This window comes from Pseudomonas sp. QC2, assembly GCF_002859085.1.
Classification (GTDB): domain Bacteria; phylum Pseudomonadota; class Gammaproteobacteria; order Pseudomonadales; family Pseudomonadaceae; genus Aquipseudomonas; species Aquipseudomonas petroselini.
Genome location: NZ_PKKS01000021.1, coordinates 214,240 through 228,689, shown reverse-complemented (window position 1 = coordinate 228,689; position 14,450 = coordinate 214,240). Strand labels below are relative to the sequence as shown.

Genomic DNA, 14,450 nt, shown 5'->3' with positions numbered 1-14,450 from the left:
ACGACTGACCCAACCGGGGACAAGGTTGGGGGCATTGCACCTTGTGCCATTTAGAAACTCCCTTTTACTTGATGATCGCGTACACGCCCGGACGGGATAACAAATACAGCCAGGCCGCTGAGGTTGTTCCTTGAGCAGCTTTGACCAGCAGCGCCATATGCGCGAGATATCCCCTGGCCACATACGGGTGTGCTGCAAAATAACCACGACATTCAGGCGTTCTCAGCGAAAAGATCAGCCCTCCGCTCGTTTCAATTCTTGCCAGTTGATCTTCGGCAAAACGCTTGGCCTCGCCGGGGGGTAACGTAGACAGGTACTGGGTGTCCTTGATGACCTGGGAAGTCTCATACTTTGCCGGGCATGGCTGCGCCTGCAGAATGTTGTAACGCGCATAACCTTGGACGACGTTCCGTGCTGCCTGCACATCCGTGGTATTGATCAGCAGAAAATTGGCGACGGTCAAACTGATAGTCAGGCATTTTTCATTGATTTCCTGGCACAGTTTTAACGCTCGAACGCTGTCGTACATCTGCTCGTCGGGTGATAAATGCAGCGATTTGATGTAGAGCGAATCCTCATCCGACGGGGTGTATTCGGAAGCCCTCAAAATGGCTTCGCCGCCGACGAGATCGACCACCCAACGTACTTTCTGCGACTCTGAATACAGCCAGATACCGTAACCCGCAACAACAGCGATGAGCATCCCCACCGTCAAAAACAGGTGAGGTTTTTTCGTCCGTGGCACATTCCACCTCTGTGAATAAGCAGATCCATTGTTTGTCAGCTAGCCAGGTGCCCTGACAACCCATTCCAAATCAGACGACCATCCCGATAAAACGGCCTTCTGCCGACACCGAGGGATCGTTCCCACGCTCCAGCGTGGTAGCGATCAAGCCGAAACTCCCATCGTACAAAACCGGGATTAGAAAACACCCATAAGAACTACTCTCTGACCTGAGAAAAAGTAACCACTGGACCCTATTCCTGATCAGACACTATCGCTTGCACACGAAATTTCTTTTCTGGAAATTTACATGACCCTTGTCGACACATTCTCGCTTGCACCGTCCCCCGGAGAGTGCTGGCACGCTCGCCTTCGGACAGCGCGTCGGCGCTGTTGGTCTTCGAGCAGGCGATCCTGGCGGTCACGGATCAGGTTGGTAACGCCTGGCATGTGGTTGGATGCCCGGCTTGTTGATCAAGAACAAAACGCTCGACTTGCGAATGAATGCACATCAAAGCGCATTCAGTTGTACGACAACAAAACGACACATGATAGTATTTCTCATGCAGCGGACGTTCGATTCGCTGCACCGATGACACGGACGTCCGCTCGAGAAACACGCCACACCTGTGCGTGTTTAAAACCTCAAGTTAATCAAGGATCTGATTATTCATGACAACACCATCAACCTTCACCGCGTGCAAACTGGCCAGTGCTATTTTCGGCGTACTCGTGCTTGGCAGCTTGCCGGCTCACGCTGCGGACATTTGGCTGGATTCGGCCACGACCGGCTGGGCCACTCAGAATGGCGGCACCAAGGGCGGCTCCAAGGCTGCCGCGGCTAACATCTACACGGTCAAAAACGCTGCCGAGTTGAAAACCGCACTGAGTGCTTCGGTGGGAACCAACGGACGCATCATCAAGATCACCGGCGTGATCGACGTCAGTGAAGGCAAGGCTTATACGACGACTGCGGATATGAAGAAGCGTGGCCGTCTGGATATTCCCGGCAAAACCACCATCGTCGGCACCAGCAGCACCGCCGAAATCCGCGAAGGTTTCTTCTACGCCAAAGAAAACGACGTGATCATTCGCAACCTCACCATCGAGAACCCTTGGGACCCAGAGCCGATCTGGGATGCCAATGATGGCAAGGAAGGTAACTGGAACTCCGAATACGATGGTTTGACCATCGAAGGCGCCAACAATGTGTGGGTTGACCATGTCACCTTCACCGACGGCCGCCGCACCGATGCGCAGAACGGCACCGCTAACGGTCGCCCGAAACAGCACCACGACGGCGCCCTGGACGTGAAAAACGGCGCCAACTACGTGACCATTTCGTACACCGCCTTCAAGTCCCACGAGAAGAACAACCTGATCGGTTCGAGCGACAGCCGCACCACCGATGACGGCAAGCTCAAGGTGACGATCCACAACTCCCTGTTCGAGAACATTTCGGCCCGCGCCCCGCGCGTGCGCTTCGGCCAGGTGCACCTGTACAACAACTACCACGTGGGTAGCACCAGCGATAAGGTCTACCCCTTCTCGTACGCGCATGGCGTCGGCAAAGGCTCGAAAATCTTCTCCGAGAAAAACGCGTTCGAGATCAGCGGCATCAGCGGCTGCGACAAAATCGCCGGCGACTACGGTGGCAGCGTATACCGCGACAGCGGCTCGACCCTCAATGGCAGCGCCTTGACCTGCCCCTGGACCGCAAGCATCGGCTGGACCCCGCCTTACAACTACACACCGCTGGCGGCGGACAAAGTCGCTGCAGACGTCAAGGCCAAGGCCGGCGCCGGCAAGCTCTGACTGAACGGTTGTACCCAGTAAAAAGAAGCCCTCGGTGACGGGGGCTTTTTAGTGCGCGCTTGCAGCTATTGCACCAACTGGTTGATCTCGATGATCGGCAGCAGCACGGCCATTACAATCACCAGCACCACCGCGCCCATCACGACAATCATCAGTGGCTCCAGCAACGCCGTCATGCCCATGGCCCGACGCTCGATATCGCGCGATAAGGTCTGCGCCGCCCGCTCCAGCATTGGCGGCAGCGAACCGGTTTTTTCGCCACTGGCGATCAGGTGGATCAGTACCGGCGGGAACACATTTTCCACGCGCAACGCCGGCGCGAGGTTCACGCCTTCGCGCACCTTCGCCGTGGCATCTCTCACGCTGAGGCTCAAGCGGTCATTGGACAGGGTTTGCCGCGCCGCCTCCAGGGCACGCAACAACGGCACCCCGGCGGCCCCCAGAATCGCCAAGGTCGAGGCAAACCGTGCCGTGTTCAGGCCCAGCACAAAGCGCCCGATCAAGGGCAAGCGCAGCACCCGGCTGTGCCAGTTCAGGCGCGCCACCGGGTTACGCAAATACAGGCGCCATCCCCAGAAGCCGGCGGCCATGAGACCGAAACACCATACTCCCCAAGCACGAATGAAATCACTCGCATTGAGCATCGCCAGGGTCAGCCCCGGCAAGTCCTGGCGAGCCTGGGAAAACGCACTGACCACCTGCGGCACCACATAGCTGAGCAGAAAGATCACGATCGCAATCGACACCAGCCCGACCACGCCCGGGTAGATAAACGCGGTGAGGATCTTGCTGCGCAGGTTGTTGCGTTCTTCGATGTAATCGGCCAAACGCTCCATGACCTGCGCAAGGTCGCCGGACTCTTCACCGGCGGCAATCAATGCGCGATAGATCGCCGGGAAATCCCGTGGCCGTGTCGCCAGGGCCTCAGCCAGGCGCATACCGCCGCGTACATCGGCGCGCACCGCGCTCAAGGTCTGGGCGATATGCTTTTTTTCCGCCTGCTCGACCGTGGCGCTCAAGGCGGCCTCCAACGGCAGGCTGGCGCCCAGCAGGCTCGCCAGTTGCCGCGTGGCCCAGGCGAGGTCGTTGTCGGAGAACCTGGCGCTGAACACTGCACCTCCGCCGGCAGGCACAGGGGTTTCAAGCTGCACCGAGAGCGCGGTAAGACCACGGCTGCGCAACACCCCGAACGCGGCGCGCTGGCTATCGGCTTCAAGGTGCCCGGACTCAAGCTTGCCGGTGGCGTCGGCGGCTTCGAAACGGTAGCGATTCATCAGGCGTCCCGTGTCACACGCAGGATTTCTTCCGGCGCCGTGGCCCCTGCGCGCACCCAACGCTCACCGTCTTCGCGCAGGCTGAACATGCCCGCTTCGCGCGCCGCAAGGCGCAGGGCCTGTTCACCCGCCCCCTGGTGGATCAACGCGCGAATCTCATCGTCGATACAGAACAACTCATGGATGCCGGTGCGGCCGCTGTAGCCGGTGTGGTTACAGGCGGCACAGCCAAGCGGCCGCCACGTGCCGGGGTGGGCCGGATCTTCCTGCTTGCAGTGGCTGCACAGGCGCCGCACCAGCCTTTGCGCCAACACGCCGAGCATAGAAGACGCCAGCAGGAACGGCTCGACGCCCATGTCAATCAGCCGGTTGACCGCCGATACCGCATCATTGGTGTGCAGCGTGGCCAGCACCAGGTGCCCGGTCAGCGACGCCTGCACTGCGATCTGTGCGGTTTCGAGGTCGCGGATCTCGCCGATCATGATGATGTCCGGGTCCTGGCGCAGGATCGCTCGCAGGGCCAGGGCGAAAGTCATGTCGATCTTGGCATTCACCTGGATCTGGCTGATGCCCGGCAGGTCGTATTCCACCGGGTCTTCAACGGTGAGGATGTTGCTGGTGCTGGCGTCCAACCGTGCGAGCGCGGCATAGAGGCTGGTGGTCTTACCGCTGCCGGTGGGGCCGGTGACCAACACGATGCCGTGGGGCTGGCGGATCAGGTTGTCCAGCTTGGCCAGCACCTGCACGTCCATGCCGAGGGTTTCCAGTTGCAGGCGCCCGGCCTGTTTGTCGAGCAAACGCATCACCACCCGCTCACCGTGGCCGGTGGGCACCGTGGATACGCGAATGTCGATCGGCCGACCCGCCACGCGCAACGCGATGCGGCCATCCTGGGGCAGGCGTTTTTCGGCGATGTCCAGTTGCGCCATGATCTTGATCCGCGACACCAGCGCCGCGTGCAACGCCTTACGCGGCGAGACCACGTCACGCAGGGTGCCGTCGACCCGGTAGCGCACCACCGAATGGCTTTCGTAAGGCTCGATGTGAATGTCACTGGCCTCGTCACGCGCCGCCTGGGTGAGCAACGCGTTGATCATGCGGATCACCGGCGCGCCGTCCTGGGTGTCCAGCAGGTCGGTGATTTCCGGGATGTCCTGCATCAAGCGGTCAAGATCGACTTCGTTTTCCGCCGCCCCCACCACCGCCGCCGCGCTGCCGGTGTCGGCGTAGGCTGCGGCGAGCAAGCCGTCGAGTTCCTCGTCCCGCACCTGCTCGAGCCGCGCCGCGCCGAACTGCCGGCGCACCTCGCTGATCGACCAGCCGGGTGTCGATGGGCAAACCGTCAGCACCGCACCCTCCTCGCCATTGCGCAGCAGGATGCGTTGAGCCTTGGCCCAGGCGTAGGGTAACGCGTTCATTGGAGCGGCACTGCGCGAATCGTCGCGCGGGGTTGCCCGCTTCCCGGTGCCGCCGGCACCCCCACGGCCGCGGCGGGTAATTGCGGCGCCTGCATGCCCGGCATCGCCCAACTGCGCTCCGGTTGCAGTGCGCCCTGGGCCCGGCGGATGAAGTCGTAGCGGTTCAGGGTAATCGCCCGTCCACCGGCGCTGTCACGGATGATATAGGGCCGTAGGAACACCATCAGGTTGGTCTTGGTGGTGGCCCGGCGTTCATTGCGAAACAACGCGCCGAGCCCGGGAATGCTCGACAGCCAGGGCACCGCCTCGTTGCTCTGGCTGTAGCCGTCCTGCAGCAGGCCGCCGAGCACCATGATCTGCCCGTCATCGAGCAGGATGCTGGTGTCAATTGCGCGCTTGTTGGTCACCACGCCCGCCGACGTCGCACTGCTGGAGGCGCGTTCGTCGATGCTGCTGACTTCTTGGTAGATATCGAGCTTGACCGTGCCGCCTTCGGAGATCTGTGGCCGTACATTGAGCTTGAGCCCAACCTCCTCGCGCGTCACCGTCTGGAACGGGTTGTTGCTGGTGCCACCCCCTCCGGTCACGTAGCTGCCGCTGACAAACGGAATGGTCTGGCCGACGAAAATACTCGCGGCTTCGTTGTCCAGGGTCAGCAGGTTCGGCGTTGACAGTACGTTGCTGCCGCCCTTGCTCTTGAGGGCGCGGGCCAGCACTTTGAGGTCCATGACATTGCCGACACCGGGGATGTTCACCGTGCCGCTGAGGTAACCCACGCTCAGGCCACCGGGCAGCGCGTCGATGCTGGTCAGGCCGCCGGTCTGCAGCCCGCTGCCGCCCAGGTTGGTGCCGCCGATCACCCCTTTGCCCGCCAGGTCACCGCTTTGCCATTGCACGCCAAATTCGTTGGCATCGTCCTCGCCGACCTCAACGATCAGGCTCTCGATCACCACCTGTGCGCGACGCTGGTCCAGCATGTCGATGACTTCCCGCAGGTTGCGGTACAGCGGCTCGGGCGCGGAAATCAGCAAGGTGTTGGTGGTGGCGTCCGCCTGGATCGTGACACCGCCGGCGCTGAAGGCGACACTTTGGTCCGTGGCCTGGGCGCCGGCCTGGCTGCTCGAATTGCCGCCGCTCTGTCCGTAGCCCATGCCGGTGCCGTTGCTGGAACTGCTGCCGCTGCTCGACGTCTGGCTGGTGCTACTTGGGCTGTTTTGGCCGCTCTGCCCGCCGCTGGTGTTGCCACCCATCGCGCTCAGCACCGAACGTCCGGTATCGCCGGTGCCGCTGTCGCTTTCACCGGTGAGCAAGCCGCGCAGTGCCTGGGCCAGCTTCGCCGCCTGGGCGTTACGCAGGTACACCACGTGCAGGTTGCTCGGATTGCTCTGGGCGTTGTCGAGTTTGTACACCAGGTTGCGCGCCAGCTCGGTGCGCTCCGGGCTGCCGGCACGGATGATGATCGAGTTGGAACGCGGGTCGCCCACCACCGAAATCTTCTGGGTGGCGTCGCTGCCAGGCTGTTCCAGCAGCTGCGAGACCATACCGGCGATGTCCACCGCGATGCCGTTCTGGACCTGCACGACATCGGTGTCGATCGCGCTGGGGCTGTCGATGCTGTCAATCAACTGCGCCACGCGCGTCAGGTTATCGGCGTAGTCGGTGATGACCAGGGTGTTGTTGCCGGGGTAGGCATTGATCGGATTGTTCGGCGAGACGATCGGGCGCAGCACCGGGATCAGGTTCACCGCGTTTTCATAATGCAGGCGAAACGTGCGCGTGAGCATGCCATTCGCCGCCGGCCGGTCGGCACTGTAGACCGGCCCACCGAGCAATTTCGCATCGGCCTCCGGTACCACATGGGCCACGCCGCCGACGTCGACCACGCTGAAGCCCTGCATGCGCAATGCCGCCAGCAACATATCGTAGGCCTGATGGGCCGGTACTTCGCCTTCAGACACCAGGGTCAGGGAACCGGTTACGCGTGGGTCGACCAGAAACTGCCGGCCGGTGGCGCGGGAGAGTCCGCGCACGACGGCTTGAATGTCGGCATCCACGAAATTCAGACTCACCGGCTGGCTGCCAAGCGGGTTGCTCAGCGTTGTACCGCCGATACTTGCGCCGCCCCGGCGCACCGGATTGACGAGGGTACGCTGCGGCCGCGCTTGCCGCTCGATCTGCGTCTGGGCGCGCTGGCGTTCCAGGAGTACGTCGCCGCTGCGCTGGGTGTTGGCCAGGGGCTGGCCGAGTTCGCTGTCGACCAGCAGCGGTGGCGCGTTGGAAGCCGTTTGCGTGCTGCACGCGCTCAGTGCCAGTAACAGGAACGGCGCGGCGTTGCGTACATAATTGGAACCTGACCACTTCATGAAGCTTCCTTAGCGCCAAACGCCTGATCCATGCGGACAGTTCCCGACAGAGTGCCTGCCGTATCATCGGCCTTGGCTTCGCCTGCACGCTGCAAACGGGCCTCGACCACTTCCAGAGAAAATTGCATTGGGTTGCTCACCAGCCAACCGATGACTGCGTCAGCCGGTGCGGTTTCGAACGTCAACTGCCAGCCGGTCTCCACCGGCGTCAATTGGTAATATCCGACCAGCCCGCGCGCATCCAGGCTTTGGCGCAGGGCCGGTTCGAGGGGCTGGCCGGCGGTTGGCGTCGGCACCTCGCGCAGCAAGCGTTCGAGTGCCTCGGTTTGCGCACGCAGCTTTGGTGTTTCAGCCTGCCAATATTCGATTTTCTTCAAGGCCGGCTGGATCAGGACCAGCCAGCTCAGCAGCCCGACGAGCAGCAGCGCAGTGCCCGCGACCATGCGTTTTTCCCGCCGTGACAGGCCTCGCCAAACGCCCCGTGTGCGCGCGTTGAAGTGCTGCCATTGGCCACGCCAAAGGGTCAAGGAATGCTTATTCATTGTCGCTTGCAGCACCGGAGTCGGGTTCACGGGATTCGGCATCGGCCGGGCGCAGGCGCCAGCCCGTCGGCGTGGCCTGAGCCGCGACGCCGGCCTGGGCCAGGGTGGCTTGCCAGGCGTTATCTGGGGTATTTCGCCGCGCATCGGCGGTCAAACTCACGTGCAGCTCTGCCTGTTCAAAGACTAGGCCCTGCACATTGCCGACCATGAACGGCATCGCGTCGGCGGCTTGCAGCATCAGGCCGGCAAAGCGCTGGGGTGCGTCGTTACTGGCCGGGTTTTGCCGCGCGCTCAATTGCTGACGGGCTTGTTGCAGTGGATTAAGGATCACCGGCAACTCGGGAAACGCCTGTTTGACCCGCTGACTCATTTGCATTTTGAGTTGCTGGCCTTCGCTGGCCTCACGCGCGGCGTACAGGTTCAGGCCCAGCAGCCACACGCCGATTGCCAGCGCGCAACAGGCCAGCGCCCTGCCCCAACCCGCTTGCGACCCTGGTGCCTTGCCGACGCCGCCGTGTAATCCCCACGTAGGTAAAGCAGCAGACCATCGTTGCTGCGCAGGTTGTGGCTCGATCACTGCAGCGGGGGTGTCGTCACCGAACCAGGCCAAGCGGCTGCCACTGGCCGCCAGCGCGTCCAGGCTCGCCTGAACCTGCGGTTCGACCACGCCTTGCTCAAGGCTATGGCGCAGCAGCAAATGCCCCTCCAGCACACAGGCACTGATGTGCCCGGCCGGTGGCACCGGCAGGCCATAGGGTGCAGGATAAAGCCCCCGCAGCTTTAACCGGTGCTGGCTCAACACCTCACCGAAACGCTCCAGGACCGACGTCGGCAACCAACTGAGGAACACGTGCCCATCGGCATCGCCAGGGCTGTGCGCGATATGCATCTGTTCAATGCGACCGAGGATCAGCGCCTGTGCCGCACACATCACCGCCGCCTGGGTCTTCGCGGCCGACAGCGGTGGCAACTGCAACTGTGTGAGGACGCTGTCCATGGGATGAAGAAAGCACTCCACGCTCTGCGATTGAGCCGTTTGCCCCAGCAACGCCAGCGTACTGACGCCGGTCTGGCTGACGCGACCGTTGCGGTCCAGGCGTGCGAACGCAAGCTCAGTGTCCGGCGTCAGGCTGTTCAGCGGCGGCAAGGCAATGCGCACACTCATACGCCCAGTCTCGACCAGATCACCTTGGGCATGTCGCTCTCCGAGCGATACAACAATGCGTCCACCCTGACCCGGCGCTTGTCACGACGGGCGTAACCGTGAAGCAGAAACCATTCGCTGGTGATGCCGACATCAAGGTCGTCGACGCTCAACTGCGGCGCACGCAAGCGATTGAGAAAGTCGCCACGATTGATAAACCACTGGCCCCGATCACGCTCTGCGACCAAGGCCTGCGCCTGGGTCAGCGATAGCCCAGGCACTACCGCGGCCAGTACCTCAGCGCTGGCGGTATTGCTGTTGACCCAGGTACTGACCGGGATAACGCTGACATAGGGCGCCAGGCGCGCCAACACCCGCTCATTCACGCCCTGGATACCGCGCAGGTCGTCGAGGCTGCGCAGCATCGGCCGGGTTGCAGGAACGGGATTGGCGTTGGCGTCGGGCGAGGTCGCGCGGCCGCTGTTAAACCGGTTTTGCGGCGTGCTTTGCGAATGTTCCTGGCGCGGATAAGCGGCAATGACGCGCTGACTGATGCGTTGCGCAACGCCAGCCTCGATGCCGAGCATGGCGCACAGCTGCTCAAAACTGCGTAATTGCCGGGCATTGACGCGCTCGCCGGCGATCAAGTTCCGCAGGTTGAATTTGCCTTGCTGATCCTCCAGGCGCCCATCAAAACCTGCACCCGGGAGGGCGCTTTTGATCGGTTGCGCCCATGCCTGGTCACGCCGCGTTGGTGCTTCCTTGCGACGCGCATCCCACAGCAGTTGCCGGCTGGTTTCCAGGCCGCCGAGCAGCACCGCACTGCCTTGCAGGCGTGACTGTTCAGCTTCCAGCGAGCGGGTAAACACGCTCTGCCGGGTGAGCATGCCAGCGGCGATAACCGCCACCACGGCGGCGATCAGCAAGGCGCTGATGATCGCCATGCCGCGCTGTTTCGCGCTATTGAGCAAAGGGTTTTTCATGGCAGCGCTTAGAGCTGCCAGGAGCCGATATCGGCGTTCACGCCGTCGCCGTCAGGTTGCCCGTCTGCACCGAGGGAGAAGATGTCGACTTCGCCGTTCGCGCCAGGGTTCAGGTAATGGTAAGGACGCCCCCACGGGTCATTGGGCAAACGCTCCAGGTAGGAACGCCAGTTGCTGTTCTTGGCGTCCGCCGGGCGCTCCACCAGCACTTTGAGCCCCTGGTTCATGCTCGGGTAAGTGCCGTGGTCGAGGCGATAGAGTTTGAGTGCCTGCATCAGGCCGGAGACGTCCTGCTTGGCCGCCGTGGCCCTGGCTTGATCCGGACGGTCGAGCACCTTGGGTACGACCATGGCCGCGAGGATGCCGAGAATCACCACCACCACCATGATCTCGATCAGGGTGAACCCCTGCTGGCCTCGGCCACCAGCAGACTGAAGTTTGACGCGAGCGACATCCATATCCACCATCCTTGGCTTGTTTGCAATTCGGCGCGCAGTGTAACAAATGAACTAAATGGTGTATTGAAAAAACTCAGCCGCACGCTGAGTCATCTGCCTGTTTTCGAGTGTTATCCTGCATGCCGGTTTTCGGTAAAGAGTCACCCATGGAGCTGTCGCGCAAGGAGCAAGGTTTTACGTTGATCGAGGTGCTGGTGGCGTTGGCGATTATTGCCGTGGCCATGTCGGCAGCCGTGCGCGTTGCTGGCCTGATGACCCAGAGCAATGGCCTGCTGCGTGACCGATCACTGGCACTGCTGGCGGCGCAGAGCCGACTGGCCGAACTGCGCCTGGAAGGCCGGCTGGCACCGGGGCACAAAGCCTTCGAATGTGATCAAGGGCGCCTGCAACTGCGCTGCGGGCAAGTGATCGCGCCGAGTGCAGACCCCCGGCTGATGCGCGTCACGCTGCAGGTCTCGGACCGCGAACGCGAGGCGCCGCCGTTGGCGCGGCTCGAGACGCTGCTCGCCCAGCCCGTGGAAAAACGCGAATGAGCGGGCTCAGGGCCGGGTCAATCGTGGCATCGACTGAGCGTCGGGCAGCGTGCTGACCTTGAATCGAGTCCGTTCGCTGCCGCGCTCAATCACCACGGTGTCGCGCTCAATCGCCACCAGGCGCACCCCCTGGGTCAAGCGCTCCCCCACCAGAAACCCACGGGGTGGCATGCCGTTGAGACTGAGGATCGCGACCGCGCCATGCGCACCGGTCATCATCCCTGAAACCTTGATATCCAGCACTGCAAGCCGATTGGAGAACCACTGCAATGCCGGGCTGTCGACCGCAACTGCGGCGCCTTCGCGCTCGGCCGGCGGTGCGCTGGGTTGGACCGGGGTCAGCAGCAGTGATGACCAGACCAACACGCCCGCCAACGTCGCGAGCAACGCCGCCGACTGCACACATTGCGCGGGCGATAAACGAAAAGTGTGTGCCAAGACGAAACCTCCTTGTTGTCCTGTCAGGCAGTCTACAGGACAACTCTCGGTATGTTCTCCACGACGACGGAGCGTTGCGCGATGACAGCAGCCAGGCAACACGGCTTTACCCTGATCGAACTGATGGTGGTGCTCATCATCATCGGCATTGCCAGTGCGGCGGTCGGCCTGAGTATCAAGCCCGACCCGTTGCACCTGCTGCGCCAGGACGCCAATCGTCTCGTGCAACTGCTGCAGGTCGCCCAGGCCGAAGCCTTGGCCGACGGGCGCCCGATCACCTGGCTGGCAGATACCAAAGGGTTTCACTTCAGCCGCCGCAATGAACACGCTACGGGCTTCGATCAGTTCAACAGCGACCCGCAACTGCGCCCTCGTGCGTGGGACACACCGGCGGTTCAGGTACGCGTCATCCCCAAACAACGGGTCGTACTCAACGCCGAGTGGTTCGATACGCCGTTGCAACTGCAACTGTCGGACGGTCAGAACAGCCTTTCGGTACGGCGCACCGCGGCCGGACAATTTCGCGTGGAGGCCACGCCATGAATACTCGGCAGCACGGTTTTACGCTGATTGAAGTGATGGTGGCGATCATGCTGATGGCGATTGTCAGCCTGATTGCCTGGCGCGGCCTCGACAGCGTCAGCCGTGCCGACCAGCACCTGCAGGCGAGCACCGAACACACCGAAGCCCTACTGCGCGCCCTGAACCAGCTGGAACGCGACCTGGCCCTGCGCGCCAGCACCGAATTGCGCGTGCCGAACCTTACCGAGCACGAGACCGAACCTGCGCAAGCACCGCCGGCGATCAGCGTACGCAGCGCAGACAATCAGCGCTTTCGCCTAGACGTGATCCGCAGCGCAGCCGCGTCGGAAGACGGTCTGCAACGGGTACGCTGGTGGCTGCAGGACCAAACCCTATACCGCGCAGCAGCACCCGCGCGCAGCCGCTACCCGCTTCCCGCACCGGGCGAAGGCGTGGCCGTATTGGACAAAGTGAGTGACCTGCAGGTGCGTGTCTGGGAGCCTGGCCAGGGTTGGCGTCAGCTGAGCGGCAATCGCAAGGACGAACCCCAAGGCCTGGAGATCAAGCTGACTCGCCAGACGTTGCAGGGAGCAGAACACTATCGGCAGGTCGTGGGCCCATTGAATTAGGTGTAAACCTATTTAAGGACTAGACAGTAATTTAACAGGCTATTTATCTTTATGTAGTTAAACGCTACAGCCCGCAGATCTCATTAGCAAAAACACCGTGTCATCAAATTCTTAATCAGCCATACCCCTTATTGACTTCGCACTCTTCCACTCCCCTATAACAGGAAGAATGACGATTTTAATCTTCTCAACCTTAGTAAATCCATTTTTCTGAGTGAAAAAGGGGACAAAGAAAATAAATCCGCGCCCTTTTCTCAGATGCAGCACCTGTTATTAATGAACATACACTTCAATTTAAATGCTCGAGGCTGTTGGCCGGAAATATATCTGGCCGAGCATTAAGTCCCCGAAGGGAAGGCACTTACTTTTCTGATGCCCTTCCTTCGCGAATCAAATTGCAATACGCAACAACTTAATATCTTGCGTCACGGGATCCATACATATTACGCACGCCACAAGTAAAATTTTCGCAAGCGCAGATTCAATCTTAACTGAAAATTGAACAGTGTCTGGAGAGCACTTCAAACTAGCGATCAACGCGGAGAACCACGGTTTAGAGTATTGTAAATGCGGACCAAGCGATGCAGCATCCAGCTGTAAAGCACCTTCACTGTCCAATAATTTTAAACCCAAAAACAAGGTGACGTTCCCATCAGCCTCGCTAATCGCGAGTTGATCATTGTTGTAGTCGCCGCCGTATCGACCAGGAATCAATGTTGCGTTGTAGCGACCCACAAGAGATTCAAACAGCTGACTTCGCACCTGGGCATCTTTCGAAAGATTGTTCATATTTCATCAACCCTGCTATTTCAGAAAGTCATAATGAACATCATAGCAATCCAGCGGTTTCACGGGTAGCCACTCCGCTGGAATATAGGGTGTATCTATAGCTACTTGATAACCGTGCCGCCAGGCAATTTTTGCGTAAATAACACCAACCGTAGAAATCAGCCCCTCGGAATAACCACTTTCACTACTAAGCCTTCTCTTTATTGCGGCGGGTGTTGTTAGTTCGCGCAAAACGGATTCCATTTTTGACGTATCACCCTCGGCCAGCGCAATGAAGAACTCATTATCCAGCATGAATCTCTTCTTGGGTCCCGAAGGTGGATGCGCAATCATTCTGGCACACCGCTCGAGCAACTGAGTAAAGTCACCTTTAACCGCCAACCTAATTTGATACGCTACAAAGTCCGCCGTAGTGGTCGCCCGAACTCTTTTAGCATCAAAGATATCGTCGTTATTGCAGAACCAACTGATCAAGGATTCATTATCAGAAACCAAGCCAGCTAAAAAATCAAACGTCTTCGTCATGAAGTTCATTTTGTCGGTTTTCAGTGAATACCGGTGGCGACGCAGACTGTCCGCTATAAAAAACCAGGTTTTCATCTTTTCCAATGACGAATTGCTAAACCATTCCTCTATAGCTTGCGCATATGCATGCGACGCTAACCTATCCATGCACGCAATTGGATCACCTTTGCCGGTTTCTATATTTACTACACATCTTTCGATATTAAAGCCGCCGTCCAAGTGGCTTTTTACATGCTCGATTCTTGATACGGCTTGCGCCTTGTATTTTCCATATTTTTCAAAGGCCTCCATTT

At 60.3% G+C, this 14,450-nt stretch carries 15 protein-coding genes; 4 read left to right on the top strand and 11 right to left on the bottom strand.

Annotation, left to right across the window (positions count from 1 at the left end; genetic code table 11):
- Positions 1-64 precede the first annotated feature (64 nt).
- On the bottom strand, positions 65-745 hold the full coding sequence (locus QCBJ_RS20130; protein WP_145994233.1) for a hypothetical protein: 681 nt from the start codon (positions 743-745) through the stop codon (positions 65-67).
- A gap of 651 nt (positions 746-1,396) precedes the next feature.
- Between QCBJ_RS20130 and QCBJ_RS20125 the strand changes: the two genes are divergently transcribed.
- On the top strand, positions 1,397-2,539 hold the full coding sequence (locus tag QCBJ_RS20125) for a polysaccharide lyase family 1 protein (protein ID WP_012724392.1): 1,143 nt from the start codon (positions 1,397-1,399) through the stop codon (positions 2,537-2,539).
- A gap of 65 nt (positions 2,540-2,604) precedes the next feature.
- Here QCBJ_RS20125 and gspF read toward each other — a convergent pair whose 3' ends face one another.
- The 7 genes from gspF to gspG are packed head-to-tail and all read right to left on the bottom strand — an operon-like array spanning position 2,605 to position 10,721.
- Positions 2,605-3,813 (bottom strand): type II secretion system inner membrane protein GspF, encoded by a 1,209-nt coding sequence (gene gspF / locus QCBJ_RS20120; protein WP_102061441.1) that lies wholly within the window; start codon positions 3,811-3,813, stop codon positions 2,605-2,607.
- A complete protein-coding gene (gene gspE, locus QCBJ_RS20115; protein ID WP_012724394.1) occupies positions 3,813-5,231 on the bottom strand; it encodes a type II secretion system ATPase GspE in 1,419 nt (472 codons plus the stop codon). The genes gspF and gspE overlap by 1 nt, the downstream gene beginning before the upstream one ends.
- Positions 5,228-7,594, bottom strand: coding sequence for a type II secretion system secretin GspD (gene gspD / locus QCBJ_RS20110; protein ID WP_102061440.1), 2,367 nt, complete (start codon positions 7,592-7,594; stop codon positions 5,228-5,230). The genes gspE and gspD overlap by 4 nt, the downstream gene beginning before the upstream one ends.
- Positions 7,591-8,136, bottom strand: a complete 546-nt coding sequence (gspM, locus tag QCBJ_RS20105) for a type II secretion system protein GspM (RefSeq protein ID WP_102061439.1) — start codon at positions 8,134-8,136, stop codon at positions 7,591-7,593. The genes gspD and gspM overlap by 4 nt, the downstream gene beginning before the upstream one ends.
- Positions 8,129-9,301, bottom strand: coding sequence for a type II secretion system protein GspL (gene gspL, locus QCBJ_RS20100; RefSeq protein ID WP_256581543.1), 1,173 nt, complete (start codon positions 9,299-9,301; stop codon positions 8,129-8,131). The genes gspM and gspL overlap by 8 nt, the downstream gene beginning before the upstream one ends.
- Positions 9,298-10,263, bottom strand: a complete 966-nt coding sequence (gene gspK, locus QCBJ_RS20095; RefSeq protein WP_102061438.1) for a type II secretion system minor pseudopilin GspK — start codon at positions 10,261-10,263, stop codon at positions 9,298-9,300. Before gspK ends, gspL begins: the two co-directional genes overlap by 4 nt.
- An 8-nt stretch (positions 10,264-10,271) precedes the next feature.
- A complete protein-coding gene (gene gspG / locus QCBJ_RS20090) occupies positions 10,272-10,721 on the bottom strand; it encodes a type II secretion system major pseudopilin GspG (protein WP_102061437.1) in 450 nt (149 codons plus the stop codon).
- 146 nt (positions 10,722-10,867) lie between these two features.
- Here gspG and gspI point away from each other — a divergent pair, with 146 nt between their 5' ends.
- On the top strand, positions 10,868-11,254 hold the full coding sequence (gspI, locus tag QCBJ_RS20085) for a type II secretion system minor pseudopilin GspI (protein WP_012724400.1): 387 nt from the start codon (positions 10,868-10,870) through the stop codon (positions 11,252-11,254).
- A gap of 6 nt (positions 11,255-11,260) precedes the next feature.
- Here gspI and QCBJ_RS20080 read toward each other — a convergent pair whose 3' ends face one another.
- Complete coding sequence (locus QCBJ_RS20080) at positions 11,261-11,692, bottom strand: general secretion pathway protein GspC (RefSeq protein ID WP_102061436.1); 432 nt, start codon at positions 11,690-11,692, stop codon at positions 11,261-11,263.
- 81 nt (positions 11,693-11,773) lie between these two features.
- On the opposite strand from QCBJ_RS20080, the gene QCBJ_RS20075 reads away from it, so the two are divergent.
- Both QCBJ_RS20075 and QCBJ_RS20070 read left to right on the top strand, forming a co-directional pair.
- Complete coding sequence (locus QCBJ_RS20075; RefSeq protein WP_012724402.1) at positions 11,774-12,235, top strand: GspH/FimT family pseudopilin; 462 nt, start codon at positions 11,774-11,776, stop codon at positions 12,233-12,235.
- Positions 12,232-12,843, top strand: coding sequence for a prepilin-type N-terminal cleavage/methylation domain-containing protein (locus tag QCBJ_RS20070; RefSeq protein ID WP_046036787.1), 612 nt, complete (start codon positions 12,232-12,234; stop codon positions 12,841-12,843). Before QCBJ_RS20075 ends, QCBJ_RS20070 begins: the two co-directional genes overlap by 4 nt.
- A 390-nt stretch (positions 12,844-13,233) precedes the next feature.
- On the opposite strand, the gene QCBJ_RS20065 is transcribed toward QCBJ_RS20070, so the two are convergent.
- Both QCBJ_RS20065 and QCBJ_RS20060 read right to left on the bottom strand, forming a co-directional pair.
- On the bottom strand, positions 13,234-13,632 hold the full coding sequence (locus QCBJ_RS20065) for a hypothetical protein (RefSeq protein WP_012724404.1): 399 nt from the start codon (positions 13,630-13,632) through the stop codon (positions 13,234-13,236).
- A 15-nt stretch (positions 13,633-13,647) separates the two neighbouring features.
- Positions 13,648-14,448 carry an Imm49 family immunity protein gene (locus QCBJ_RS20060; RefSeq protein ID WP_102061435.1) on the bottom strand — a complete coding sequence of 267 codons (801 nt, stop codon included), beginning with the start codon at positions 14,446-14,448 and terminating at the stop codon, positions 13,648-13,650.
- Positions 14,449-14,450: the final 2 nt, after the last annotated feature.